Consider the following 25,448-nt stretch of genomic DNA (forward strand, 5'->3'; position numbering starts at 1 on the left):
TGACCGCACGGTGGCACACAGTAATGTCGATGGATGCGCGCCACCCTCCGCAGCGGTCCGAGCCACCCCGTCGGGAACCGACCCCCGTCCCCCGCCGGGCGGGCCTGCGGTTCCCCGCCCCGCCGCCCGTCCCCCGGACGTCCGCCCGTCCGCGGCCGACGCCCCCGCGGCCGCCGCGCGGCGGGCACCCTGCTGCCCGTGCTCGCCGCGCTGGCCCTGCTGCTCCCCGGCTGCGCGGTGCACGGCTCCGGCACCGAGGCGTCCCTCACGGACGCCCGCCCGGCCGGTGCCCCCGGCACCCTGACCGCGTACTACGACCAGGAACTCGACTGGCGCGACTGCGCCCCCGCCGGCTTCCAGTGCGCCATCCTGCTCGCCCCCCTGGACTACGCCCGCCCCGGCGCCGGTGAGATCAAGCTCGCGGTGGCCCGCAAGGAGGCCACCGGCCCCGGCGGGCGCCTGGGCTCCCTGCTGGTCAACCCGGGCGGCCCCGGCGGCTCGGCGGTCGGCTACCTCAAGGCCCACGCGGGCGAGGGCTACCCCGACGAGGTCCGGGCGCGCTACGACATGGTGGCCGTCGACCCCCGCGGGGTGGCCGGCAGCGAACCCGTCCGCTGCCTCGACGGGGCCCGCATGGACGCCCATGTGCAGGTCGACGTGACCCCCGACGACCAGCGGGAACGCCAGGCCCTCGTCACCGCGCTCCGCGAGTTCGGCCAGGGCTGCCAGGACCGCTCCGCCCGGGTGCTGCCGCACGTCTCGACGGTGGAGGCGGCCCGCGACATGGACCTCCTGCGGGCCGCCCTCGGCGATCGGAAGCTCAGCTACGTGGGCGCCTCGTACGGCACCTTCCTCGGCGCCACGTACGCCGGGCTCTTCCCCCGCCGCGCGGGCCGACTGGTGCTGGACGGCGCACTCGACCCGTCCCTCCCCTCGCAACGCGTCAACGAGGACCAGACGGCCGGCTTCGAGACCGCCTTCGCCGCCTTCGCCCGCGACTGCACCGCCCGCTCCACCTGCCCCCTGGGCCACGAGCCGCAACAGGCCGGCCCCCGGCTCCAGGACTTCTTCCGGCAACTCGACCGCACCCCCCTCACCACCTCCGACCAGGACCGCGACCTCGGCGAGTCCCTGGCCACCACGGCGGTGATCGCGGCCATGTACGACGAGGGCGCCTGGCCCCGGCTGCGCACCGCCCTGACCGCCGCGATGACCGAGCGCGACGGCAGCGCACTGCTCGCCCTCGCGGACGCCTACTACGAGCGCGCCCCCGACGGCGGCTACGGCAACCTCATGTTCGCCAACGCCGCGGTCAACTGCCTCGACCTCCCCGCCGCCTTCACCTCGCCGGACGAGGTCGTCGAGGCCCTGCCCGCCTTCGAACGCGCCTCCCCCGTCTTCGGCCGCGGCCTGGCCTGGTCCTCGCTGAACTGCGCCCACTGGCCCGTCCCCGCGACCGGCTCCCCCCACCGCATCGAGGCCCGGGGCGCCGCCCCGATCCTCGTCATCGGCACCACCCGTGACCCGGCCACCCCCTACCGCTGGGCCCGCTCCCTCGCCGACCAACTCGACTCCGGCACCCTCCTGACCTACGACGGCGACGGCCACACCGCCTACGGCCGCGGCTCCGCCTGCATCGACCGGGCGGTCAACCGCTACCTGCTCACCGGCACCCCGCCCGAGGCCGGCAAGCGCTGTTCCCAGCCCCCTACCGCCCGCCCCTGACGGTGGTCGGAGCCCCTCCCGAAACTGTGTAGACTTGCCCCCGTCGCGCACCCCATGCTGGGTGCACACACCAGCCGCCTTAGCTCAGATGGCCAGAGCAACGCACTCGTAATGCGTAGGTCTCGGGTTCGAATCCCGAAGGCGGCTCTGAAGCACCCCAGGACTCACTCGCCGTGACCTGGGGTTTTTCGTTTTTTGGGGCATGACGCGTCACACGGCCGGGCTGCCGCGAGATGGCTTGCGTGAGCGGTGCGTGAGCGGAGCGGTCCGGCGCCCTACTTCTTAGACTTCTTCCGCTTGCCCTTCTTCTTGGCCCTGTCCTCGGCTTTCGCCTTGGACGACGCCCTCTTGGCAGCCTTGCGGGCCTCCGCCGCCGCGGCCTTCCGCTGAAGCGGGACCAGCTTGGCGGTGGCCTCGGCGGCGCTGCCGACGTGGGGGAGCACGCTCTGGTTAGATGTCGCGCGTGATCCGGGTGTCACTGTGGCCGAGCATGTCCGACACGATCTTGACGTCGATGCCGGCGGCGAGCATGGGCATCGCCGCCCCGTGCCGGAGGTCGTGCAGCCGGATCGGCGGGAGGCCGGAGGTGGCGACGAGGCGCTCGAAGAGGTCGGTGACCTTGCCGGGGTGGAGCCAGGGGCCGTCCTGAAGACGAGTCCGGTGTTCACCCAGACCGAGCCCCACTCCACGCGGTCGGCCTCCTGCTGCTCGCGGTGCCGCTTCAGGACGTGGGCCGTGTCGTCGTCCAGGGCCACGACGCGGAAGCCGCTGTCCGTCTTCGCTCGGACGCCTCGACCTCCCAGCCGTCCTGAACGAGCTGGCCGGTGACCGTGAGGGAGTGCCGGTCGAGGTTGGTCTCCGACCACGGCTGTCCGCACGCCTCACCTCGCCGCAGACCACGGGAAGGCGATCAGGTGCCACTTCGCGTACAAACGATCTTCGGCGATGAAGTCGAGGAAGGCGCCGGTCTGTTCCGGGGGCCAGACCATCACGGGGGACGGCTTCTCGCCGGTCCGCTCCTACTTGGCGATCCGCTCGTCCGTCCACACGAACGCCTTCGGCTTGCACGCCGGGTCGATCTCGACGTGGGCCGCCGGGTTGAACGTGATGATCTGCCGCCCGATCGCGTCGTTGAGGGACGCGCGGAGCGTGGCCTTCACATGCTGGCGAGGGGATCCTTCTTATCCAGCGAGTGGGATGGGGATTCCAGAGCGACGGTAGCAACAGCGATCCCTCGCGGATCCGGAATATCGCCGTGTGATCTATACGGCGCAGCGCTACTGGGCTCGCGTACTGTCCAGATCCCGCCAGCCTCGACCAGGGCCGGGATGGTGCCCGCCCAGTGCTTCGTGCCAGGGTCGACCCCATGCGGATTTTGGTGATGGGCGGCACCTGGTTCCTCGGCCGCGCGATTGTCGACGAAGCTCTGCGACGGGGCTGGGAGGTGACAGCCTTCAACCGCGGCCGGTCCGGGGCGGTAGAGGGCGCCGACACGGTCCGCGGGGACCGGACTGACCCCGACGATGTGAAGTGGCTGGCCAGCCAAGGGCCGTGGGATGCCGTCATCGACACCTCCAGCAGCGAGTTCTCGCCTCGTGATGTACTCCTCGCCACCGAGGCCCTGCGCCCGGTTGCCGCCCGGTGGGTGCACGTCTCCACGGTGTCCGTGTACCAGGGCTGGCCCCACCACCCGCTCACTGAGGATTCCCCGCTGCTGGAGTGCCCACCGGACGCCGATGAGTCGTTCGGTCACACCGGCCCCGACGGCAGCCCGACGAAGTACGGATTCCAGAAGGCCGGCGGAGAGGCTGCGGTGCGGACCGTGTTCGGGGACGACTCGGTGTTCGTACGGCCGGGGGTGATCCTGGGCCCCGGCGAGTACGTCGGCCGACTCCCGTGGTGGCTCACCAGGGCCCATCGCGGCGGCCCGATCGTTGTGCCGGCTCCGGGCGAGCAGCGCATCCAGCCCGTCGACGTGCGCGACGTCGCCGCCTTCGCCGTCGATCAGGCTGTGGCTGGTACCCCAGGGCGGGCCTTCAACATCGCCCACCCCGAGGGCATCAGCTGGGCGGACTTCATCAGCGCATGCCTCGCGATCACGGGCGGCGTCGGCCGTCCGGTGTGGACTGACGCGGCGACCCTCACAGCGCACGCCGTCAAGCAGTGGACGGAGCTTCCGCTGTGGCGTACCCATGCCGGCGTGTGGTCCGTCGACGCCTCCCGTGCCGCAGCGGCCGGGCTTCGATGCCGTCCGCTCGCGGACACCATCGCCGACACCTGGGCGTGGATGCAGGCGGACGGACGACCGGTCGAACACCCCAGGTGGGCCGAACACGGCGTGGACCCGGACAAGGAAGCCCGGATCCTCGCTGGCCTCGGCCACGCGTAAGACGGGGCGAGCGGATCAGGAATCGATGGCGAGCAGTCCTCGCCCAGTACCCAACTGCCTCGGCGCTGAGCGGCGGCCGAACTCCTCGATCCGCTCGCCCAGCGTGATCGCCGCGCCCGCCCCCCTGAACGCGGGGGCGGTCAGCGCCCGCCTCAAGGTCCCGGTGCGTTCCAGCAGTCCCGCCACGCGTTGGTCCTCGGGAATCGCCCAGACCGTCTCCAACGTCACGGTCGCCGCGTCCAGGTCGCCCCGCAGGAGCTGCGCGGCGGCGAGGTCGGCCGCGGCTTTCCCGCGCACCGACACCGACTGCCGGGCCGGCGGCCGGGACGAGACAAGATCCAGCGCCCGCTGCGCGGTGGCCTCGGCACCTGCCCCGTCACCGACGAGCAGGGCCGTCGTGCCGTTGGACATCAACAGCCGCTCCTCGCTGAACGCGAACTCGCCGCCCACGCCGTCGTGCAGCTCGTCGCGCTCCCCGCGATCCTGGCGGGTCGATGCGACGAGCGCCCGGGTCGCCCGCTCGTGGTCTCCGAGGTGTCCGTGGGCGCGGGCCTCGATGGACAGCAGCCGACGGCGAGCCGTGTCCCCCAAGCCTGCGTAGGTCAGTGCCGTCCGGGCCTGCCGTACCGCCTCCGACGGGCGCCCCGTGAAGTAGCCGCAGATCGCCAAGGACCCGGTCGCGTAGGCGCGCAGCGGATCGAACCGGGCCATCTCTCCGTACAGGGCCGCCGACCGGGCAAGGCGAGCCGAGTCGTCCAGGGAGCCGAGGTCGAATGCGGCGGTCGACAGCAGCGCGCACGCCTGCCCGGCCACGATCAGCAGGTCCTGCTGTTGGGCGGGCACCTGTGTCAGCCCCCGCTGGTGCTCCGCCTCCGTGCGAAGCACCCTGGCCCGCCGGAAGATGTCGAACGCGCTCACCGCCCCATAGGAGCGGGCGAGGGCAAGGGCATCGTCACGAAGTTGGTCGATGGTGGTGTCTGATACGCACTGCGCGGCGGCAGCACCCGCCTCATCTGCGGCGTCACGTGCGGTCATGGCAATGTCACTTTCGAGGTCGTACACAGCAGGAGTCCCCGACGTCGTCGGGGACGGAGCAGACGGAGGACCGAAGAGCGCCACGATCTCCACCTCGAACAGGCGCTCAAGCACCCGGCACGTGTCCGGTCCCGGCAGGGTTTTGATCCGGCCCGATGTCCACCGCCGGAACTGCGCCTCCGATACCGACAGACTCGGTAGGCCGGTCTGCGAGGCGGCTCGCGCGAAGGCGGTAGCGAAGTCGCGGTACCGCCAGCGTCGTTGCTGGACTAATACCCGTAACAGTGTGGCCGGATCGTGCATCGATCGCTCCCTCACCAGTCAGGCGACGGGCCGCATCGCCCCGTCCCTCTCCGTTGAGTACCGGCCAACAGGCCTGATCTGCAACGGAATCCGCACACATGACATGTCGATGCCACCTCCATGACATCCCACACGCCCAAGTGGGCACCAGATGACGTCCGCCGCGTCATGGCCGTGACACCCGCACCGGAGCGACGCTTACGCCACCCCAAAGAGCCCAGCGAAGGGAACGGACCGTGAGCAGCCCCCGGCTTCCCCGACGAACCCCCGGCGCGACCAACCTGCAGTACGAGGCAGCCGTAGCCCCGTACGCGGAGTCGGACGCGGCCCCGTCGTTGGAGAGGCGCCGCTCGCCGCGGGCGGCGGAGGCATTCCGGACCGAGCACGGTGATCCCGCCACCTGGAGCTCCGCCCAGTTCGACGCCTTCCTTGGCCTCGGGGGTGCCCAGTGACTACGACCGCCGACACGAGCATCTGGGTGGCGGACGACCCTGGTCACCAGCTCCTCGGTCGGGAGGTCGCACAGCCGTCCAGCGGACGGCGAGGAACCGTCGGCGCCGTCCGGATCTACACCTCGAAGATCACCGGCAAGGTGGTCAAGAAGGTGGCACGCATGCGCCCGATGGGCGACTCGGGCCGTGAATGAACGGCGGACCCCGGCTCACTCCACAGCCCCTGCGCCCGCTCGCCTCGAACGCGACCGCGGACACTCGGTGACCATTGCCCAGCCGGCGCGGGCCAGCGACACCCGGAGCTGAGCAGACTTCCTGCCCGTTGCCGGCCAACCGGTCGACGACGCACGGGAATCGGCGCCCTTGGGCGCCGTGGACCAAACCGGTCGGAGTGCCATACGGCAATCCGACCGGCGGCCAGCAGAGCGGATCAGAGCTGCCCAACCCGGGCAGTCACCCTCCCATCAAGGAGATCGGCATGCCGACACTCAGGAAAGAGAAGCAGAACCACCTGATCTATGCGGACGTCGTGGACTCCAAGTCCAAGGCGGGTGTGTGGATGGGCGAGCGCGCATCCTTCCGCGAGAAGCAGGGGCGCATCCTCGACGCGCTCAAGGACCGCACCGACTGGGTCGAGCTGAACGACGCGATCATGGTCATCAGCACCGAGCCCGCCGGCCTCACGGTCATCGTGCCGAACCCGACGCTGCCCGGCGTCATCGTCCTCTCCGACGGCGGCAGCCCCGCGGCCTCTGCCCAGCTCCAGGCCGGCGCCGAGGAGCAGGTCCGCGCCGTGATGGCCGAGCTGGGCATTGCCGAAGAGGAAGCGGCGGCCTGATCCAGTGGCCGCTCCCCTGCTGCTGTGGGGGAAGTACTTCCAGTACGACCGGGCCGGGGAGGCTGTCCTCCTCGACCCGGTCACCCTGGAAAGTGTGCTTCTCGACTGCGACGAGGTCGCTGACCTCGCCGGAGTCTCCCCGACCGCGACCCATGAAGCCCTCGCCGGGCTCGGCTTCACCCAGGACGGCCCCACCGCCGACCGCCGTGAAGCACTCCACAACCGCCTCAACGCCCTCGGATTCAACTCGACACCGCAACGGATCAGCGGGCTCCGGGTGGTCCTCACCGACCGCTGCAACATGGCCTGTACGTACTGCTTCGTCGACACCAACACCGGCAAGGCCGACATGACCGAGGAGGAGCTCGCCACCGGCCTGGAGTTCCTGTTCGAGCAGAATGCCGGCCAGGAGGAGGTGTCCATCCAGTGGTTCGGCGGCGAACCGACCATCCGCTTCGACCTCATGAAGTACGGCGACGAGCTCGCAGACACCCTCGCCGCCCGCTACGACGTCGACCGGGTCCGCCGGACGGTTGTCACCAACGGTGCCCGCCTGACGGACGAGACCATCGACCGCTTCGTGCAGCGCGAGTACGGGGTAGGGATCTCCGTCGACGGCCCGCCCGGAATCAACTCTGCCAACCGGCTGCTCCTCGGAGGCCAGCCCGCCGATGACCGGATCCGTCGCAACGTCGGCCGCCTGGTCGAAGTCAAGGGCCTGCACGTCGGATGCAACCTCACCCCCACGGCATCGAACATCGGGCGTCTGGCCGAGACCGTGCGGTGGATCATCGAAGACCTCGGCCTGAAGTTCATCTACGTCAACACCCCCATCCCCACGGGGGGTGAGTGGCGCGTCAACGGCGCGGACCTGGCCCGCGAGCTGTACGAGGCCCGCCTGACCGCGCTCGGCAAGGGCGGGATGCTCTTCTCCGTCCTCGACCGCGCCTTCCAGGCCCTCGACACCCGCCGGCCGATGCTGTTCGACCACATGCAGGGCGACCGCAGCCTGAACGCCGCCCTCCTGCCCGGCAACCGGGTCAGCGTCTGCGACATCAACTTCACCGAGCCCTCGTTCCTCCACACCGTCGACGAGCTCCGACAAAACCCCGGCCTGCTGGCCGCCGCCGCCAAGAAGGTCGCCCCGATCCCCGCCTGCGGCGACTGCCCGGCCCTGGCCATCTGCGGCGGACCGTCCCGAAACGAACAGGCCCTCATCGGCGGCGACACCCCGGACCCGCAGATGTGCGCCTTCTACACCAGCACCGTGGCCATCGCGGTCTGGGACAACACGGGGGTGCAATGAGCCCGCCCGCCCGCACCGCGCTGGTCTCGACGGCCGGCCACTGCAAGGTCGCCTGCGGCTTCTGCTTCCGCGCCGACCGCGCCCACGGCTTTCTCACCATCGGCACGTACAGCCGCGCCCTGTCACGGTTGAAGGAGGCCGGAGTGGAGGGCGTGTGCCTGACCGGAGGCGAGCCGACGCACCATCCGGACCTCCGGCGGCTCGTCCGGCTGGCCCACCAGTTCGGCATGGCGGTGTCCATGGTGACCTCGGCCCGCACCGAGGCCGAGGTCACCGCCCTCGCGGAGGTCGAGCACCTTCTTACCAACGTCACAGTCTCAGCCGATTCCGAAGGCGCGATGGCCCTTGGCCGGACGACCCGGACCGTGGCCTCCGCCGTTGCGACGCTGCTGGCCGTGGACGTTCCCGCGAAGGTCCTCCACTTGACCTATTCGGACGTGGCGGAGGAAGAGGCGGCGCAGATCGCCGGCCTCGTCGCCGGGACAGGCATTGAGGTCCAGCTCAGCCCCGTACTCCTGAACGAGCAGGGCTTGGTCAGGGCCGGCGCATCGCTCCAGGACTCTGTGAAGCTCAGAGAGGCTGACACGGCGACCCTTGCCGGGCGCTTCCGTCTGTCCAACGCGTACCGGTCCTACCTCGATGATCTGCGTCGGATGCAGCTGTCCGACGACGAGCGCCATCCCTGCCGGTCAGCGACCCTCTACATGTCCGCCGAGGGCGAGATACGGCGTTGCCCCCACGGCGCGGACGGGGTCAGCGTCCAGGCCCCGCGTGCCGAGATCAAGGGCTTCCTCGAAGCGCCGACGAAGGACCGTGTCGGACCTGAATGCGCCGCCATCTGCCGTCCCGCGTCGCGTGCCTGCGCGGCGGCCTGAGCCAGGGAGTCATCGTGCACGCACCGGTCTCTGTTACCGACCCGCGCAACTTCACTGCCTGCTGGAGGCAACCGCCGAACTTCCGCCTGCAGGTCCCGTTGGACTACCTCTTCATGCCTGCCATCGACATCCTCGATCACATCCGCCGGGACGAGGAGGTCCGCTTCACGATCCTCGGGGAGCAGGGCTGGCAGGTCCGCATGGACCGCACGGCAGCCTTCCGGACGGCCCCGGTCGAGGAGATCACCACCTGGCCCTTCCGCCTGGTGCACTTCAACCTCTCCCGGTTCTACGGCGAACTCCTGGACGGCTTCCAGGACCAGGTCATGATCCCCTGGCGCACGTACCTCGCCTCCCAGGGATTCACCTGGCAGCGGTGCGCGCCCGTCCTCTTCCTGTCCTCTCAGGGGGCCACGTCGACGTACCACAACGACAATTCTCACGGCCTCGTGTGGCAGGTCCACGGTGTCAAGACCTTCCACAGCTACCACAACCCCGACAAGCACCTGTCGGCCGAAGCCGCCGTCATCGGTGAGACCACAGCCGAGGAACCGCCGACCCACGACGAGACGGACCGGCAGTCCGTGACCATGCACCCCGGTGACCAGCTGTGGAGCCACGCCCTGACCCCGCACTGGGTCACCACGGAGTCCCTGCTCGCCCTCAGCGTCACCTTGTCCCATGGCGGCCTGTGCCACCAGGGCCGCTACGCCGAGCGTGAGCTGGCGCTCCGGTCCCACTGGGACAAGAACCCCGCCGAGGCGTGGAGCCTCGACCTGGGCCACACCCGCTACTGAGCGCCCCTGCCGCTGCCCCCACCGCCAGAGCGGCGGCGGGGGCAGCGGAACGTCCGGCCGTGCTCAGGGGGTGAGGCGGTTCGGTCCGCGGAAGAGGAAGGCCGCCTCGCGGATGGAGTCCAGTCCGAGCATCACCATCAGGATCCGGCCCAGGCCGGCGCCGAGGCCGCCGTGCGGCGGGCATCCGAAGCGGAAGATGTTCAGGTAGTCCTGCATCGGCTCGGTGCTCATGCCCTTGTCCTCGGCCTGCTCCAGCAGGATGTCGGAGCGGTGCTCGCGCTGGGCCCCGGTGGTGACCTCCAGTCCCTTCCAGAGCAGGTCGAAGCTGAGCGTCAGGTCCGGCCGGTCCGCCGGGCGCATGTGGTAGAAGGGCCGGATACTCGCCGGGTAGTGCGTGATGAACACGAACTCGTGACCCGTCTGCTCCTTCATGTGCGCGGCAATCCTGCGCTCACCGTCCGGGTCCAGGTCCTCCTTCAGCCCCTCCGGGTCCCACCCGCCGGCCCGCAGCACCTCCTGCACCTCGGCCATCGTGATCCGCGGGAACGGAGTCTGCGGCACGGTGACCTCGACCCCGAAGACCTCCCGGATCCGCTCCCCGTGGACCTCTGCCACCTTGGCGATGGCGTGGGCGAGCATCCGCTCCTCGAAGGCCATCACGTCCTCGACGCCGTCGATCCACGACAGCTCCACGTCCACGCCGGTGAACTCGGTCGCGTGCCGGGAGGTGAACGACGGCTCCGCCCGGAAGACCGGTCCGATCTCGAAGACCCGGTCGATGCCGGCTGCCACCGCCATCTGCTTGTAGAACTGCGGAGACTGTGCGAGGTAGGCGGACCGGTCGAAGTACCCGAGCTTGAACACCTCCGCCCCCGACTCCGAGGCCGTACCCATCAGCTTCGGGGTGTGCATCTCGGTGCAGCCGTGCTTCATGGCGTACTCGCGCAGCCCCTGTTCCAGGGTCGTCTGCACGGTAAACACCAGCTGCGCGGTCTCGCGCTTGCGGACGTCGAGGAAGCGCCAGTCCAGCCGGTGCTCGGGCCCGGTGTGCCCGTCGATCGGCAGCGGAGTCTCGGCCCGGTTCAGCACCTCGACCGCCTCGGGGACGAGCTCCAGGCCACCGAGCTTGGCCTGCGAGGCGTCCACGACGCGGCCGGTGATCCGCACGGCGGACTCCGGGGTCAGGGACTCGAGCACGGCCTCCAGCGGGCCGCTGTCCCGCTTGTGGGTTACCTGGACCATGCCGGAGTGGTCGCGCAGGATCACGAACTGCATCGTGCGCTGTAGCCGGAGTGCGTTCACCCAGCCGGAGACAGAGACGGTCTGGTCGATGTGGCCGCGTAGGTCAGAGGTCAGAACGCGGCTCGTAGTGTGGATCATCGCAGCCCTCCAGGGGCGTCGTCATGATCCCTTGGGAGTGCGGGCGAGAAGGGAACTCGCGGTACCACCGCACTTTTGCCGCCACCCGAGGGTAGCGGCCTCATTCAGCCCTGTGACGGGGGCGAACCGGCGGGGCATTGGGCCGGGGGCCGTTCCTCCCCGCGCTCAGGAGGGTCTTCACCTCGGGCGCAAGTCCGCCTTCCCAGCTACCGGCGGCTCTCTCGGCTCGCGTGATCCTTGGCTACTCGTCTCCGTCTACGCGTTGCCCACGAGGATAGGTATCGGGCAGGGCCGCTGCAACGCAATCACGGTGATGGCGAAGACTTGGCCGGACGACGATCGCAGGTGGACCCGCCAAGCAGTACTGGGCCCATAGGTCGAGGTGCTCAGGGACGAGGCTGTGGCGCTTCGCGTAGTCGATCACGCCTCGCCACTCCGACACAGTGGCGTCGTCGGGCTCGGTGAAGGTGACCCGCCTGCCCGTAACGAGTCGCCCGATGAGCTCCTTCGCCTTGGTCCGACGGGCGAGTGCCACTGGCCTGTCGGCGTAGGACGCGGAGCGGGTGCTGCCTGCCGCCTTCCCCTTGGCGGTCTCCTTTTCCCCAGCGTGTGCGGGGTCGTCCGGGTGTTGGCCGTGCTGGATGTAGAAGGTGCCTGCCTCGGTGACCTTGGCATCCACCTCACTCCCACTGCGCTTGATCGTCACCAGTCCTCGGTCGCGCAGCGCGTGGGCGGTGCGGAACTCGCCGGGTCCCAGGGCTTCTCGGACTCCTTGCCGTTCGCGAGCCGGCCGAGCAGGGCGAGCTGTCGTTCATTCAGGGGAGACCAGCGATGCATGGCGACAGCTCACCCCGGGGCCGGGCCTGGTGCAATGACTCGTACGGGTGGTCGCTTCTGGAAGCATCAGAGACCTGCGGTCTATGCCGCCGGACCGCTCTTCCTGCGTGAGCGCTGCGTGAGCGGACTGGGTGGCACCAGGGTGGACCCAGTGTCATGGTGATCAAGGTCAGGCGTCTCCGACCTGGGGAAACGGGATTCTGTGGCATCGGTCGACACCAGCCGGGATGATCTTGCGGGCCCTCGTAATGCGTAGGTCTCGGGTTCGAATCCCGAAGGCGGCTCTGAAGAACCCCGGGACTCACTCGCCGTGACCCGGGGTTTTTCGCGTTCTGAGCCCTCTTCGCGGGGGAGTGTCACGAAAGTGGTGTGCACTACGTCGGTTGGCGTAGAGGTTTTCTCGTTGGTCCGGCTCACGCTCGTTCGGCCGAGAGTCGGCCGCCGAAGGCGATGTCGAACGCGTCCACGGCCTCCTTCCAGCGGCTGGTCCACCGCCTGCGGCCCTTGTCGGTCGGGTCGAGGGCGAGGGCGAGGGCGAGGGCGGCGAGGTGGAGCCGACCGGGCGCGGTAGCGGGCGTTCAGGGACTCGATCGCGTCCGTCGAGACGAGCCTTCGGCGACCAGGCCGGTCTCGGGGTCGTGGTGCCTCGGGCGACCCGTTGGAGCCAGCTCCGTCTGGCTGGCGCGGGGTCGGTCGGAGCCACCGGACCGGCCCCGAGGGGAGCAACACGGCGGCTTGGGCGGGGGAACAATGGGGTGTTCGGGAGTCGATAGTGGGGAAAGACGCGCGTGCACGCTCAGGAGACCACGTTCAAGGAACTCGTTCAGGGCGAGAAGCAGTACCAGGTGCCGCTCTACCAACGCACCTACAGTTGGCAGAGGGACGAGCTACGGCAACTCTGGGACGACGTCCTGGAACTGGTCGAGGACCAGTTGGAAGGCCAGCCCCCCACCGGGCACTTCCTCGGCTCCGTAGTGCTGGCCCCCGGTCGGATCACGGCCGGCGGCATGCAGCGCTGGCTCGTCGTCGACGGACAGCAGCGGCTCACCACCCTCATGCTCGCCTTCACCGCGCTGCGGGACCGCCACCGGGAACGCGGCGCGGAGCAGAAGGCCGAGCGCATCCACGACCTGGTCCTCGTCAACAAGTACCGGAGCGGCGACGACCACTACCGCCTGCTGCCGACGCAGGCGGACCGCGATGCCTACACCGCCTGCGTCGAGAACTCGCCGCGGGCGGGCGGCCCGGGCAACGTGGGCGCCGCCTACCGGTTCTTCCTGGGGGCCCTGGCCGAGGGGGAGGAAGGCGGCGGCGAGGCGTGGACGGACACGGTGGAGACCGTACTGAGCGGTCTGCTGACGATCGTGGAGATCACCGCGTCGGAGGGCGACAACGTCTACCGGATCTTCGAGTCGATCAACAACACCGGTGTCGGACTCAGTCAGAGCGACCTGCTGCGCAACTACCTCTTCATGTGCCTTCCGACGCGTGGGGAGGCCGTCTACCACAGCCTCTGGTTGCCCATGCAGGAGCGGCTGGGCCCCGCCAACCTCGAACTCCTGGTCTGGCTCGACCTGGTGGTGGCGGGCAACAGCCGGGCCAAGCAGAGCGAGATCTACCGTGACCAGAAGAAGCGCCTGGAACCCCTGAGCGGCGACGAGACGGCCCTGGAGGCCGAGATCGCGTCCCTGGCCCGGCGGGCGGAGCGGCTGATGCGGGTCCTGGAGCCCCGGCGGGAGCCCGACGGGGAGCTGCGCGAGGTGTTGGAGAGGCTGTCCCGCTGGGGCGGTCAGACCCACTACCCGCTGGCGCTCCACCTGCTGGACCGCGTGGACGACGGGCAGGCCACCCCCCACCAGGCGGCCCGGGCGCTGACGTACGCGGAGAGCTACATGGTGCGGCGCCTGTTCACCGGTCACTCCACCACGGGCAGCAACCGGGTGTTCATGGAGATGGCCAGGGAGATGGAGAAGGACGACGACCCGGCCGAGGCCGTGCACCGCTTCCTCTCGAAGAGCAGGACGGGTGCCCGGGTCTGGCCCGGCGACGACGCCGTGCGCGAGGCGATCCGTACCCGGCCGTTCTACAAGGCGGGCCGCAGCAACCAGCGGTTCCAGGTGCTGCGCCGCTTGGAGGAGAGCTTCGGGGCCAGCGAACCGGTCGACTACGCCAAGGCGAACCTGACCGTCGAGCACGTGCTGCCGCAACGCCCCGCGCACCAGTGGTTGGACCTGCTCGCCGAGGAGACCGAGGACGGGCAGGGCACGGAGGAACTGCACGCACTCCTGGTGCACACGCTGGGCAACCTGACCCTCTCGGCGGACAACGCGAAGCTGTCGAACCACCCGTTCCGCCGCAAGCAGGAGATCCTGGACTTCAGTTCCCTGCGCATGAACCAGGAGATCGCCGGGCGGGAGCGGTGGGGGAGGGCGGAGATCCTGGAGCGCGCCGCACTCCTCGCCGACCGGGCGGTACGACTGTGGCCCGGGCCCGTCGAGGGTACGGTCCCCGTGTACGACGAGTGGTCCGGCTGGCAGGAGTTGAGGGCCGCGCTCCTGGCCATGCCGGCCGGGACGTGGACGACGTACGGTGATGTCGCGGCGCTCGTCGGCACCCATGCCGTCCCGGTCGGCCAGCACCTGGCGGCCAGGGCCGGCCTGCACGGCGCCTACCGGGTGTTGACCGCGGACGGACGGGTCTCGTCGGGCTTCAGGTGGCCGGGGAACCAGGACTTCGAGGACGTGCGGACCCGTCTGGAGGCCGAGGGGGTCCCCTTCGACGACGCGGGCCGGGCCCGCCGCTCCCACCGGTTGACCACTGCCGACCTGGCCGCGCTGTTGGGCAAGGACGTCGCCGAGGAGGCCGACCCGTCCCCGCGGGACGAACAGCAGAGGTCGGCGGCCGGGCGGTTCGACGCACAACTGCGGGACAACCAGACCGGGGAGATCGTTCACGGCGTCCTGGGAGCCCTGCGCTTCTGGGAGCAGCAGGGGGGACATCTCGCGTACGGCCGGGCGAGCGAGACCAGTTGCTTCCCCACCATGCGCTTCGGCAACGCGCCCGGGGGCCGGGCGCTCTGGCCGCTGGCGCTCTACCCGGTCTCCGGCACGGTCGAGGTGGTGTTCCAGTATCTGAAGCGGCGTCCCCCGTTCGACGACGAGGCGCTGCGGCGCGAGTTGATGAGCCGGCTCAACGCGATCGAGGGCATCGAGCTGGCCGAGGCGAAACTGGATCTGCGTCCGTCCTTCGCGCTGGAGGTCTTCGCCGCCGGTGGTGAGGACATCTGCGCGGTGCTCGAATGGTTCGCCCACACGGTGGCCCTGGCGGCGGCCCGCCGCACGCCGGAGGGCGGGGACTCCGGCGTCTTCTGACGTCCCGGGGGCCGACCGGGTGGCGGTGGCGTGCGGGCCCGCGGTCGCGCGCCTCAGGACGGCTCCCCAGCTCGTGCGTGGGGAGCCGTCAGCGTTACGGGCGGGAGGTCGTGACCGGTGCCGGGAGGGGGGCTCGGGGGTCGTGCCACGACCCCCGCAGTGCCTCGCGGGCCCGGGTGCGCGCCACCGGCGGCAGGCCCCCGACGGACCCGCGGTCGACCCTGCTGATCGCCTGCGGTGCGCAGGTGGAAACCGGGGAGGACGTCGGTCGTGGGGGCCGAGACTGGTGTACGGACGGGTCCGCCCTGGATAATTGGGGCACTCGGGGGGTTCCGAGGTGCGTTCCCTCCCGCGCGTTCCCTGCCGGAGGTACGTCTGCATGCCCAGTTCACGAACGACCAGCGACGTGCCGTGGCGGGCCGCAGGGGACACCGCGAGCGGCGGTGACCCGGGACTCGACCGGTTGAAGGCGGTGCTGGGCGACTGGCGAAGCTCCCTGCTCGACCTCGGCGGGCGCAATCGGCTGCTGAACTTCCGGCACACGCGGACCGCCACCCTGGAGATCACGGCGCCCGACGCGGCCGCCCTGCTGGCCGGTCTCGGCCGGGGGTGGTCCTTCGCTCCCGTCGGGGGCGACCAGGACACGGAGGGCACCGGTGAGGAGGGCGGGGCGGAGGCCACGGGCGTACCGGTGGCGCGCGACGCCTCCGCCGCCGGCCGGCCCGACGGTGTGCCCGGCCTCGTGACGCAGAAGAACACCCAGGCGGGACTGGACGCGTCGCTCTACCAGCTGCGTCAGAAGTCGGGGCAGACGTACAACGACTACGGCCTGTGGGTGCTCTGGCTCGGGGTCGGCATGCTGGAGTGGCGGGAGCAGGGCGCCGAGGAGTCGAGTTCCGCTCCGTTGCTGCTGGTCCCCGTGGAGCTCCGACGGGACGGCCACCGGCAGACGCGCCTGCATCCGGTGGAGGACCAGGACCGCATCCACAACCCGGCGCTCGCGGTGAAGCTGGAGCGGATGGGCGTCGACTGGAGTCCGGTCGCCGGCTGCGACCCGGCCGATCCGGCCGCGGTCCTGGCCGCGGCCCGGGAGCTGGCACGGGCGCAGGACCGCTGGTCGGTCGAGGAGCGCGTGGTGCTCGGCCTCTTCACCTCGCACAAGGAGGCCATGTACCAGGACCTCCAGCAGAACGAGGAGCGCATCCTCGCCCATCCGCTGGTCCGTGCCGTCGGCCTCGGGCCGGACGCGGGGCTGCCCGACGACTTGATCGGATTCGAGCCGCCCGCCCTCGACCGGATCGACGAGGTCCAGCTGCCCGAGCGGACGCCCCTGGTCCTGGACGCGGACTCCTCGCAGCGGCAGTGCATCGCAGCCGCGTTGGACGGCCGCTCCTTCGTCATGAGTGGTCCGCCCGGTACGGGCAAGAGCCAGACGATCACCAACATGATCGCCGCGCTGATGCACGCGGGCCGTTCCGTCCTCTTCGTCAGTGAGAAGGCCGCAGCGCTCGACGTGGTCCGCAACCGGCTCGGTGGCGCCGGCCTCGGGGACTTCGTGATGGCCCTGCACAGCGGCGACACCAGCAAGAAGGCGGTGGCGACGGAGCTCGAACGGGTGCTGACCACCGAGGTGCGGGCCACCGGTGCGGCCGAACACGAACTGGACCGGGCCCGTCGGCTGCGCGAGGAACTGTCGGCCTACGCGGCGGCGATGAACCAGACCCGTGAACCGCTGGGCCGCTCCCTCCACGACGCCCTGGGCCGTCTGGTCCTCCTGGAGCAGGCCGACACCCCGCAGCTCACCCTCGGGGTGCGCAGCACGGACCGGGTCCGGGGGCTCGCTGCCGGGGAGTGGCAGGCGCTGGTGGCAGCGGCCGGGGCCGTCGGTCGGGCCTGGCGGCCGGCGGCGGAGGGCGAAGCCTTCGTCTGGCGGGGGTTGAAGCGGACGGGGACCGCCGTCGCCGCCCCGGTCCTCGCGGAGGCCGCCGACGCGCTCGCGGACCTGCGGACGGCGGCCGAGCGCCGTCCGTTCGCCTCGACGACTCCCGAGCCGGACACCGTGCACGAGATGCGCCGGGCCGTACGGGTCCTGGCGGAAGGCGTGTCCGGCCCCCCGCCCGCCACGGCCGACCCGGTCGGCGGTCCCCTGCCGGACGACCCCTCCACGAGCCTCGCCCAACTGGCCGACCTGTTCGGGCTGCCCGAGCCCGAAACCCCCCGGTCCGCTTTCGACCTCCTGGAACTCGCCGATCTGACTTCCGTGGAGGGACGGCCGCCGGCCCGCTGGTTCGACGAGGACGGGTTGCGGGAGGCGCATCGAGCGGCTCGGGAACTGAGGGACGCGCTCGCCGCCCGCGAGGCCGCCCGTGCGGCGGCCGAGGACGTCTTCGGGGAACAGGTCCTGACGGCCGCGGAGCTGCCCGCCCTGACCGAGAGGTTCGCCGACCAGCACCGGGGCGTGTTCGCGCGGCTGTCCGGCTCGTACCGGGAGGACCGCGCGGCGGTGGCCGCGCTCACCCACGAGGGCGTCTGGCGCAAGACCCTGCCCCAGCGTCTCGATTCGGCCCTGGCCTGGCAGCGCGCCGCGGCTGATGCCGCGCGGCTGGCGGCGGACCACGGGGCGGCGCTGGGCGGCCACGCCCCCGCCGACGAGGCGGGGCTGGCCGCCCTGGAGGCAGTGCTGGCCGTGGCGGACCGCATCGCGGAACTCACCCGCGGGACCGCCCACCGGGACCTGCTCACCGACCGTCTGGCCGACGGCGCCGGGCCCGACCCGCTGCCGGGCGCGTTGGCCTGTGGGGTGCGGAGCGCGCTGGCCGCCTGGTGCGCGGCGGCGACGGGTCGTGCCGATCGCTGGGCGGCGTCCTCGGCGGCCCTGCGGGACCTCTTCACGGAGTCCCGCCAGGTCCAGCTGTCCACCGACCTGTCCGGCTCCTTCGACCGGGCCCGGCAGGCCGTCGACGCACTCCGGGCCGATCCGCTCGGCCCGGAGGAATGGCAGGCGCACCACGCCGGATTGGACGTCCTGGCGCGTTACGGCGTCGACGAGCTGGTTGCGCGCGCCGTCGAGCGGGGAGTCCCGCCGCGGTCGTTGCCCGGCGCCGTGGAGTACGCGGTGCTGAAGTGCTGGGCCGACGACCTCCTCGCCACGGACGTCCGGCTCACCACGACCCGCTCCACGGATCTGGACGTCCGGGTGGCCGACTTCCAGGCGGCCGACCGGCGGTTGGTGGCCGCCGCGAGCGGTGCCGTGATCGAGGCGTGCAACCAGCGACGTCCGCGGCGGTTCAGCGGCGGGGCCGCTCAGGTGATCAAGAGGCAGGCCGAGCTGAAGCGCCGCCACATGCCGGTGCGGGAGCTGCTGGGGCGCACCCGTGACGTCGTCCGGCTGATCAAGCCGTGCTTCATGATGAGCCCGTTGACGGTCAGCCAGTTCCTGCCCGCGGACTACCACTTCGACGTGGTGATCTTCGACGAGGCGTCCCAGGTCCGTCCGGCCGACGCGATCAACAGCGTGTACCGGGCGGACGCCCTGATAGTGGCCGGCGACGAGAAGCAGCTGCCGCCCACCTCCTTCTTCGACTCGGCGGTCGAGGACGACTCCGACCAGTACGACGAGGACGTTCCGGACAGCTTCGAATCGCTGCTGCACGCCTGCAAGGCGGGCGCCCTGCGCGAACTGGCGCTGCGCTGGCACTACCGCAGTCGTCACGAGGCGCTGATCACGTTCAGCAACCGGTCCTTCTACGGCAACTCCATGGTGACCTTTCCGGGGGCGTTGGACCACGGCGACGACATCGGCGTCGCGTTCTTCCAGGCCCAGGGCGTGTACGACCGCGGCGGCAGGCGGGACAACCGTGTGGAGGCGGAGTTCGTCGCCCGGCGGGTCATCCACCACTTCGACACCCGCCCCGACCGCACGCTGGGCGTCGTGGCCCTCTCCCAGGCCCAGGCGGCGGCGATCGACCAGGCGGTCCAGCAGGCCCGACTGCGCCGCCCCGACCTGGACCACTGCTTCACGGAGGACCGGCTCGACGGGTTCTTCGTCAAGAACCTCGAATCCGTCCAGGGCGACGAGCGCGACGCCATGATCATGTCGATCGGGTACGGTCCCGACGAACACGGCAGGCTCAGCACGAACTTCGGGCCCATCAACAAGGACGGCGGCTGGCGACGCCTGAACGTCGCCGTGACGCGGGCGCGCGTGCGGATGGAGGTCGTCGCCTCGTTCCGGGCCGGTGTCCTGACCGACAGCGCTAACGAGAGCGTCCAGCATCTGAAGCGGTACCTGGAGTACGCCGAGAACGGCCCCTCGGTCCTCTCGCACGATGTCGTCCAGGCCGACGCCGAGCCGGACAGTCCGTTCGAGGAATCGGTCCTTCAGGTGCTGCGTGACTGGGGCTACCAGGTGCAGCCGCAGGTCGGCGTCGCCGGATACCGCATCGACATCGGTGTGCGCCATCCGCAGTTCCCCGGCGCCTACGCGCTCGGCATCGAGTGCGACGGCGCGATGTACCACTCGTCGAGGACGGCCCGGGACCGGGACCGGCTGCGGGAGGAGGTGCTCGCCGGGCTGGGGTGGCGGCTGCACCGGATCTGGGGAACCGACTGGTACCGCGGTCGGGCGGGCGCCGAACGGAGACTGCGCGAGGCGGTCCGGGCGGCAGTGGAACGGGGGCCGATGACGGACTCCGACTCGACCGCGAGCCACTCCGCGGCGCCCGTCGAGGAACGGGCGCAGGACGCCCCGCCCGCCTGGCCGCTCCCTCCCGCCGACACGACGGCCCGCCCCGGTGCCGCCCCCGCGACGGGGGACGGAACGCCCGCGACGCCCCTGGAACACGAGCGCGTCCCCGTGGACACCGAGCCCGACCGGGCGTGGAGTTCCCCGTACGAGATCTGCCGGCCGACCGCCTCCTCGCCGTACGAACTGCACACCCCGCAGGCACGGCCCGCGCTGCGGGTCCTGCTGATGGGGGTCATCGAGACCGAGGGGCCCGTCCACGAGGATCTGCTGGTGCAGCGCGCACGGGAGGCGTGGGGCGTTGCCCGGGCGGGCAGCAGGATACGTGACAACGTGCGGGAAGTGGTGCACGGTCTCGTCCGTTCGAAGAAGGTCACCGCGGACGGGTCCTTCTGGGACGTCGCGGGTCGGGAGGAGCCGGGTGCCCGCGCACCGGGAGCGGGGGACGCCCCTCGCCGGGCCGCTCACATCGCCCCGGCCGAACGGCAGGTGGCGCTGTACGAACTCGCCGCGGAGTGTCCGGGCATGTCCCGGGACGAACTGGTCCGGCACGCGGCCGAGTTCTTCGGCTGGCGTCGCATGGGCCGGGACATCCGCGGCTTCCTGGACTCCGACATCGACGAGTTGTGCCGGCGGGGCAGGCTGAGGGAGTCCGCGGGCCACGTCAAGGCGGTCGGGTAGGGCAACCGCGGCGGCCCTCCGGTCACTCCCCGCCCTGCGTGGGAGCGAGCGGCGTACGCGCACCCGGTGCCGGGACGTCGTGGGGGGACGGCGTCCCGGTCGTCGGGTGGAAGCGTTGCAGCAGGGGGCCGGTCATGAGGGTGGTCAGCACCGCCATCATGACCATGGCGGTGAACAGTCGGCCGTCGAGGACGCCGAGGGCGAGCCCGACGTTGAGGATGACCAGTTCGGTGAGGCCGCGGGCGTTCATGAGCACGCCGAGGGTGGCGGCCTCGCGCCGGTCCGCGCCGGTGAGGCGGGCGGCGCTGGCGGCGCCGACGAACTTGCCGGAGCAGGCCACCAGGAGCACGGCCAGCAGGATCAGGACGCCCTGGCCGCCCAGCCCGCCCAGGTCCACCGACAACCCCGTCACGATGAAGAACACGGGCAGGAGCAGCAGGCTCATCTGCTCCAGGCGTTCGGGGACTTCGGGGTGGGCGGCGGCCAACTGCGCGCGGGGGACGGCCGCGCCGAAGGCGAAGGCGCCGAAGACGGCGTGCAGGCCGAGGGCTTCGGTGGCCCAGGCGCTGAGCAGGAGGCCCACCACCAGGACGGTGTGCGCCAGGGCCGGGCCGGAGCGGCCCGGGGCGAACAGTCGGGCCAGGGCCGGGCGGACGAGGTGGCGCAGGGCCAACAGCAGGACCAGCGAGGCGAGCGTCATGCGGACCAGCGGCCAGGCGCCGGTGCTGTTCGCGAGCGCGACGACCACGGCCAGGACCGTCCAGGCGAGGAAGTCCTGGATCGCCGCGCAGGCCACGGCCAGGGCGCCGATGCGGTCCCGTTGCAGGCCCCGTTCGCTGATGATCCGGGCCAGCACCGGGAAGGCGGTGATGGACATCGCCGCGCCCAGGAACAGGGCGGGGACCAGCAATCCGTCCACGGCCATCTCGGAGCGGTCGAACCACGGCTCGATCGCCCAGGCCAGTCCGGCGCCGAGGGCGAAGGGGAGGGCGACCGAAGCGAGGGACACCGCCGAGACGGTGCGGCCGTGCCCCTTCAGTTGCGCGGCGTCGAAGTGGTAGCCCACTCCGAACATGAAGAGGATCAGCCCGAGCTGTGAGAGGAGGTGCAGGTGGGGCCGGACGTCCGGCGGGAACGCCAGGTCGACGAGGTCTCCCGGGAGGAGGCCCAGCAGGCTGGGGCCGAGGGCGATGCCGGCGAGGATCTCGCCCATGACGACGGGTTGCCGCACCCGCTGGGCGAGCCGGGCGAAGACGTGGGCGGCGGTGAGGATCAGGGCGAGCGCACCCAACAGGGAACCGAGGGGCGCCGAGGCCGCGGCGGCGAGGACGGACGGTTCCACGGGGGTGGCCCTCCTCCGGGTGAAGCGGCTGGCGGGAGTGGACGGTCGGCAGCCGGCGGCCCCTCCCGGACGGGAGCCGCGATCCGCACGCACCCCCGCCCGGGCGACGGGGATCGGACGCGTTCCCGTCGGCGTCCGGCACCGGCATCGGCATCGGCACCAGCACCGAGCACGGGGTACGGGTACGGGCCGCGGCGGTCTGTGGGGCTGCTTCCCGGTCGGTGGCCCGCCCATGCGGCGGAGGTCACGGCGCACGGACTTGCCTCGCCTGGTGGTGGCGCACGCCCGCGTGGGGCCGTGGCGCCGGTGGCACGGGGTGCGCCCCGAAGCTCCGGCCCCGCCGCAGGGGCGGGGCCGGAGGGGGGCTCAGACGGGTGCCGGGACGGGCGGGCTGCCGCAGGCCACCGTCCACCGGGGCCCGGTGCCGGGGCGCAGCAGGAGTTCCCACATGGTGCGCCGCCGCGGCTTGCCGCTGGACGTGCGGCTGATCGAGCCGCGGGAGCCCTGGAGGAAGGTCATGCGCAGGGTGTCCGGGGTGCGGGCGGAGACCCGGGCCCGGGCGGCGGCCAGCCAGTCGGGGGTGACCCGGCCCTCGACGAAGACCACGACGTGGTCGGCGCCCTGTGCGCTGCCGAATGCCACCGCGCAGCCCACCGGGGCGCCCGGTTCCCGCAGGTCCTTCAGGTCGGCCTCGACGTCCTCCGCGTACAGGCTTGTGCCTTGGACCGTCACCGACTCGCCGATCCGGCCCACCACGTACAGTTCGCCGTCTTCGACGAACCCGGCGTCGCCGGTGCGCAGTCCGTCCGGGGCGAACGGGACCCGTGCGCCGGTGGCGCCCTGGTAGCCGTCGGCCAGTGAGCGGCCGCGCAGCCGGATCTCGCCGAAGCTCCCCGCCGGCAGTTCGGCGCCCGAGGCGTCGACGACCGTCAGTTCGCTGCCGTGGACCGTCACTCCGCAGCCGGTGAGCCACCCCTCGCCGCCGACCCGGTGCTCGCCCAGGACCGCCCGTTCCCGGACCGCGACCGGTTCGCCGACCCGCAGGGCCGTCGCGTCGATCCGCACCAGCCGGGACCCCCTGCCGGCCGGCACCCCGCTGGCGGCCACCGTGGTCTCGGCCAGGCCGTACGCGCCGACCAGGGCGCGCGGCGCGAAGCCGTGCGGGCCCAGCAGGGCGGTGAAGTCGGCCACCCCGATCGAGTCGATCCGTTCCGCGCCGAGGACGGCGCCCCGCCACCGCGAGAAGTCCATGCCGGTGAGCTGTTCGGGGCGGACCCGGCGGGCGGCGTAGGCGTAGCCGAAGCCGGGGGCGGTGGTGAGGGTGGCGCCCCGCCGACCGAGGCATTCCAGCCAGCGCAGCGGGGAGCGCAGGAACTGGTGCGGTCGCATCAGCCACACGTCGGTGCCGGTCGCCACCGGCATCACCATGCCGCCGATCAACCCCATGTCGTGGTGGAGCGGCAGCCAGCTCGCGAAGGAGTCCTCGTCCGTCCAGCCCAGCCAGCGCCGGCACGCCTCGGCATTGGCGGCCAGACTGCCCCAGGTGACCCGGACGCCCTTGGGGTCGCCGGTGGAGCCGGAGGTGAACTGGATCAGGGCGAGCTCCCCGTCCGGACGGTCCAGGACCTCGCCCGCCACCGTGCCGGCGCCCGGGTCGTCGGGGGTCCCGGGGGAGGCCAGCGCCCCGGGCAGCAGCAGCCGTGCGGCGGTGCGGTCGGCGCCGTCCAACCCCCGGCGGACCACGGCCGCGTGGTCGTCCTCGGTCAGCACCAGCTCGGGCCGGACGGCGCGGAACACCCGTCCCAGATGGGCGTGGTAGCGCTCGGTGCCGCGCAGCGCGGTGGGCGGGGCGAGCGGGGCCGGGACGGCGCCGGCGAGCAGGGTGCCCATGAACGCGCTGATGAACCGGTAGGGGTCGTCGAGGACCAGGGAGACCACCCGGCCCCGCCCCGCGCCTTCCGCCCGCAGGCGGCGGGCGATCCGCCGGGCGTCCACCGCGAGTCGGGCGTACGGGGTGAACCGCCAGGTCCCGTCGTCGCACGCCACGTGGATGCCGCGGGTGGTGCGGGGCGCTGATAACCAGTCGAGCAGCATGGCGTTCTCGTTCCTCCAGGGGGCCGGACACGGTCGGTCGGCGTGCGGTGCACCCGCTCGGATCCGCTCGACGGGGCAGCAGACTAAGTGCCGGCGGAGGGGATGGCGCAAGGCCGCCAGAACCCTTTCCCGGCCGGCGGACCGGGATTTTAGCGAGACGAAAGGAGGGGTTCCCGGGAGTGCTCGTGAATCAGGCCCGCGCTGTGGGGAGCGCCGTCGGAGAAGGCGGAGGGGGAGGATTCCGGAAAACGTCCGAACAAACGCGTCGGTCGTCACAGTTTATTTCTTCCGGCGCCGGGAAAAGGGCGGAACGCCCCTTGCGTTCCCGGTTGACGCATCCGGTTGCCGTGGGCAAAAATCACCTGATCCGTGGGGGACCGGACAGCACGCGTTTCGTACGCCGGCGGCACGTCCGGCTCGACGGGGCGAGGGCCTAGGCGTGAGTCCGAACGGGGCGGGGAACGTGAGATTTCTGGTGCTCGGGCCGCTGGGAACACAGGTCGGAGGCGGTCCGCAGACAGCGCCCGGGGCCCGCAAACTCCGGTCCCTGCTGGCCTACTTGTGCATCCACAGCGGGCAGGTCGTGTCCACGGCCCGACTCACCGCGGCCCTGTGGCCGGACGCCCCGCCGCGCACCGCGCCGACCGCCCTGCACGTGTACGTCTCCAAACTCCGACAATACCTCCACGCCCAGAGTTCCGGGATGGCCGCGGCACTGGCGACGTGCGCCCCCGGATATCGCCTCGACCTCGCGGACCACCAACTCGATCTGCGACAGTTCGAGTTCCTGGTGGGGCGGGCGGAGGAACACCGGTCCCACCAGCGCACGGAGAAGGCGGCGGCGGCACTGAATTCCGCGTTGGCGCTGTGGCGGGGCCACGCACTCGCGGATCTGCGCACCCTGCCCGTTTTCGAATCCCTCGGCAGACGATTGGACGAGCGGTACACGTTCGCCTGCATGCGCCACTTCGAGGTCGAACTCGAACTCGGCAACCACCAGGGCATCATCGGCGAACTCCGTTCCCTGGTCGCCGAACGCCCGACCTGGGAGAGCCCCTACGAGTACCTGATGCTCGCCCTCTACCGCTCCGGCCGCGCGGTCGAGGCGCTGGACGCCTACCGGGAGCTGCGCAGCACCCTGGTCCAGGGGCTCGGGGTGGAACCCGGACCACAAGTGCGGCGGCTGCACCGGGCGGTCCTCTCGCACGACCCCTGCCTCGCCCCGGCCCGCCCCGGCGGGCTGCGGCCGGTCCCTTGACCGGGGGACCGGGCGCCACGA

Annotated in this window: 16 protein-coding genes, 1 tRNA gene and 1 pseudogene; 11 read left to right on the forward strand and 7 right to left on the reverse strand. The window is 71.5% G+C overall.

Annotation, left to right across the window (positions count from 1 at the left end):
- Positions 1-33: 33 nt before the first annotated feature.
- Positions 34-1,725 carry an alpha/beta hydrolase gene (locus tag ABT092_RS00720; protein ID WP_351238219.1) on the forward strand — a complete coding sequence of 564 codons (1,692 nt, stop codon included), beginning with the start codon at positions 34-36 and terminating at the stop codon, positions 1,723-1,725.
- A 73-nt stretch (positions 1,726-1,798) separates the two neighbouring features.
- Positions 1,799-1,872: transfer RNA gene (locus ABT092_RS00725), tRNA-Thr, on the forward strand.
- Positions 1,873-2,000: 128 nt separating this feature from the next.
- Here the strand turns inward: ABT092_RS00725 and ABT092_RS00730 are convergent.
- Positions 2,001-2,894: pseudogene (locus ABT092_RS00730) on the reverse strand (site-specific integrase); the annotation flags it as partial.
- Between the two features lie 197 nt (positions 2,895-3,091).
- Between ABT092_RS00730 and ABT092_RS00735 the strand changes: the two are divergent.
- Positions 3,092-4,114 (forward strand): NAD-dependent epimerase/dehydratase family protein, encoded by a 1,023-nt coding sequence (locus ABT092_RS00735; RefSeq protein ID WP_351238221.1) that lies wholly within the window; start codon positions 3,092-3,094, stop codon positions 4,112-4,114.
- Positions 4,115-4,129: 15 nt separating this feature from the next.
- Here ABT092_RS00735 and ABT092_RS00740 read toward each other — a convergent pair whose 3' ends face one another.
- A complete protein-coding gene (locus ABT092_RS00740) occupies positions 4,130-5,452 on the reverse strand; it encodes an NsdA family TPR-like regulatory protein (protein ID WP_502968360.1) in 1,323 nt (440 codons plus the stop codon).
- A 448-nt stretch (positions 5,453-5,900) separates the two neighbouring features.
- Between ABT092_RS00740 and ABT092_RS00745 the strand changes: the two genes are divergently transcribed.
- From ABT092_RS00745 to ABT092_RS00765, 5 genes are all read left to right on the forward strand, one after another.
- Positions 5,901-6,098 (forward strand): hypothetical protein, encoded by a 198-nt coding sequence (locus ABT092_RS00745; RefSeq protein WP_351238225.1) that lies wholly within the window; start codon positions 5,901-5,903, stop codon positions 6,096-6,098.
- Between the two features lie 284 nt (positions 6,099-6,382).
- On the forward strand, positions 6,383-6,742 hold the full coding sequence (locus ABT092_RS00750; RefSeq protein WP_351238227.1) for a hypothetical protein: 360 nt from the start codon (positions 6,383-6,385) through the stop codon (positions 6,740-6,742).
- 4 nt (positions 6,743-6,746) lie between these two features.
- Complete coding sequence (locus tag ABT092_RS00755) at positions 6,747-8,048, forward strand: radical SAM protein (RefSeq protein WP_351238229.1); 1,302 nt, start codon at positions 6,747-6,749, stop codon at positions 8,046-8,048.
- Positions 8,045-8,923: a radical SAM protein gene (locus ABT092_RS00760; RefSeq protein WP_351238231.1), complete on the forward strand. Its 879-nt coding sequence runs from the start codon at positions 8,045-8,047 to the stop codon at positions 8,921-8,923. Before ABT092_RS00755 ends, ABT092_RS00760 begins: the two co-directional genes overlap by 4 nt.
- A 113-nt stretch (positions 8,924-9,036) precedes the next feature.
- Positions 9,037-9,720 (forward strand): hypothetical protein, encoded by a 684-nt coding sequence (locus ABT092_RS00765; protein WP_351238233.1) that lies wholly within the window; start codon positions 9,037-9,039, stop codon positions 9,718-9,720.
- A gap of 63 nt (positions 9,721-9,783) precedes the next feature.
- Here the strand turns inward: ABT092_RS00765 and aspS are convergent, their stop codons facing one another.
- From aspS to ABT092_RS00780, 3 genes are all read right to left on the reverse strand, one after another.
- Positions 9,784-11,100, reverse strand: coding sequence for an aspartate--tRNA(Asn) ligase (gene aspS / locus ABT092_RS00770; RefSeq protein ID WP_351238235.1), 1,317 nt, complete (start codon positions 11,098-11,100; stop codon positions 9,784-9,786).
- Positions 11,101-11,341: 241 nt separating this feature from the next.
- The gene (locus tag ABT092_RS00775) at positions 11,342-11,806 is read right to left on the reverse strand and encodes a hypothetical protein (RefSeq protein ID WP_351238237.1); all 465 of its coding nucleotides are present in this window, start codon (positions 11,804-11,806) and stop codon (positions 11,342-11,344) included.
- On the reverse strand, positions 11,803-11,937 hold the full coding sequence (locus ABT092_RS00780; RefSeq protein ID WP_351238239.1) for a hypothetical protein: 135 nt from the start codon (positions 11,935-11,937) through the stop codon (positions 11,803-11,805). The genes ABT092_RS00775 and ABT092_RS00780 overlap by 4 nt, the downstream gene beginning before the upstream one ends.
- Before the next feature lie 788 nt (positions 11,938-12,725).
- Between ABT092_RS00780 and ABT092_RS00785 the strand changes: the two genes are divergently transcribed.
- Both ABT092_RS00785 and ABT092_RS00790 read left to right on the forward strand, forming a co-directional pair.
- Entirely contained in the window at positions 12,726-15,308 is a 2,583-nt protein-coding gene (locus ABT092_RS00785; protein WP_351238241.1) for a GmrSD restriction endonuclease domain-containing protein, read from the forward strand.
- A gap of 379 nt (positions 15,309-15,687) precedes the next feature.
- A complete protein-coding gene (locus ABT092_RS00790) occupies positions 15,688-20,733 on the forward strand; it encodes a DUF3320 domain-containing protein (RefSeq protein ID WP_351238243.1) in 5,046 nt (1,681 codons plus the stop codon).
- A gap of 22 nt (positions 20,734-20,755) precedes the next feature.
- Here ABT092_RS00790 and ABT092_RS00795 read toward each other — a convergent pair whose 3' ends face one another.
- Entirely contained in the window at positions 20,756-22,075 is a 1,320-nt protein-coding gene (locus ABT092_RS00795; RefSeq protein ID WP_351238245.1) for a cation:proton antiporter, read from the reverse strand.
- A 366-nt stretch (positions 22,076-22,441) separates the two neighbouring features.
- On the reverse strand, positions 22,442-24,169 hold the full coding sequence (locus tag ABT092_RS00800; RefSeq protein WP_351238247.1) for an AMP-binding protein: 1,728 nt from the start codon (positions 24,167-24,169) through the stop codon (positions 22,442-22,444).
- Positions 24,170-24,632: 463 nt separating this feature from the next.
- Between ABT092_RS00800 and ABT092_RS00805 the strand changes: the two genes are divergently transcribed.
- Entirely contained in the window at positions 24,633-25,427 is a 795-nt protein-coding gene (locus tag ABT092_RS00805) for an AfsR/SARP family transcriptional regulator (RefSeq protein WP_351238249.1), read from the forward strand.
- Positions 25,428-25,448 lie beyond the last annotated feature (21 nt).

The organism is Streptomyces sp. NPDC002490, assembly GCF_040296045.1.
Classification (GTDB): Bacteria; Actinomycetota; Actinomycetes; order Streptomycetales; family Streptomycetaceae; genus Streptomyces.

Excerpts from the sequence above, each read along its gene's own strand:
- ABT092_RS00720 (WP_351238219.1), top strand. The coding sequence starts at position 34 with ATGCGCGCCACCCTCCGCAGCGGTCCGAGCCACCCCGTCGGGAACCGA.
- ABT092_RS00735 (WP_351238221.1), top strand. The coding sequence starts at position 3,092 with ATGCGGATTTTGGTGATGGGCGGCACCTGGTTCCTCGGCCGCGCGATT.
- ABT092_RS00740 (WP_502968360.1), bottom strand. The coding sequence starts at position 5,452 with ATGCACGATCCGGCCACACTGTTACGGGTATTAGTCCAGCAACGACGC.
- ABT092_RS00750 (WP_351238227.1), top strand. The coding sequence starts at position 6,383 with ATGCCGACACTCAGGAAAGAGAAGCAGAACCACCTGATCTATGCGGAC.
- ABT092_RS00760 (WP_351238231.1), top strand. The coding sequence starts at position 8,045 with ATGAGCCCGCCCGCCCGCACCGCGCTGGTCTCGACGGCCGGCCACTGC.
- ABT092_RS00765 (WP_351238233.1), top strand. The coding sequence starts at position 9,037 with ATGCCTGCCATCGACATCCTCGATCACATCCGCCGGGACGAGGAGGTC.
- aspS (WP_351238235.1), bottom strand. The coding sequence starts at position 11,100 with ATGATCCACACTACGAGCCGCGTTCTGACCTCTGACCTACGCGGCCAC.
- ABT092_RS00780 (WP_351238239.1), bottom strand. The coding sequence starts at position 11,937 with ATGCATCGCTGGTCTCCCCTGAATGAACGACAGCTCGCCCTGCTCGGC.
- ABT092_RS00790 (WP_351238243.1), top strand. The coding sequence starts at position 15,688 with ATGCCCAGTTCACGAACGACCAGCGACGTGCCGTGGCGGGCCGCAGGG.
- ABT092_RS00800 (WP_351238247.1), bottom strand. The coding sequence starts at position 24,169 with ATGCTGCTCGACTGGTTATCAGCGCCCCGCACCACCCGCGGCATCCAC.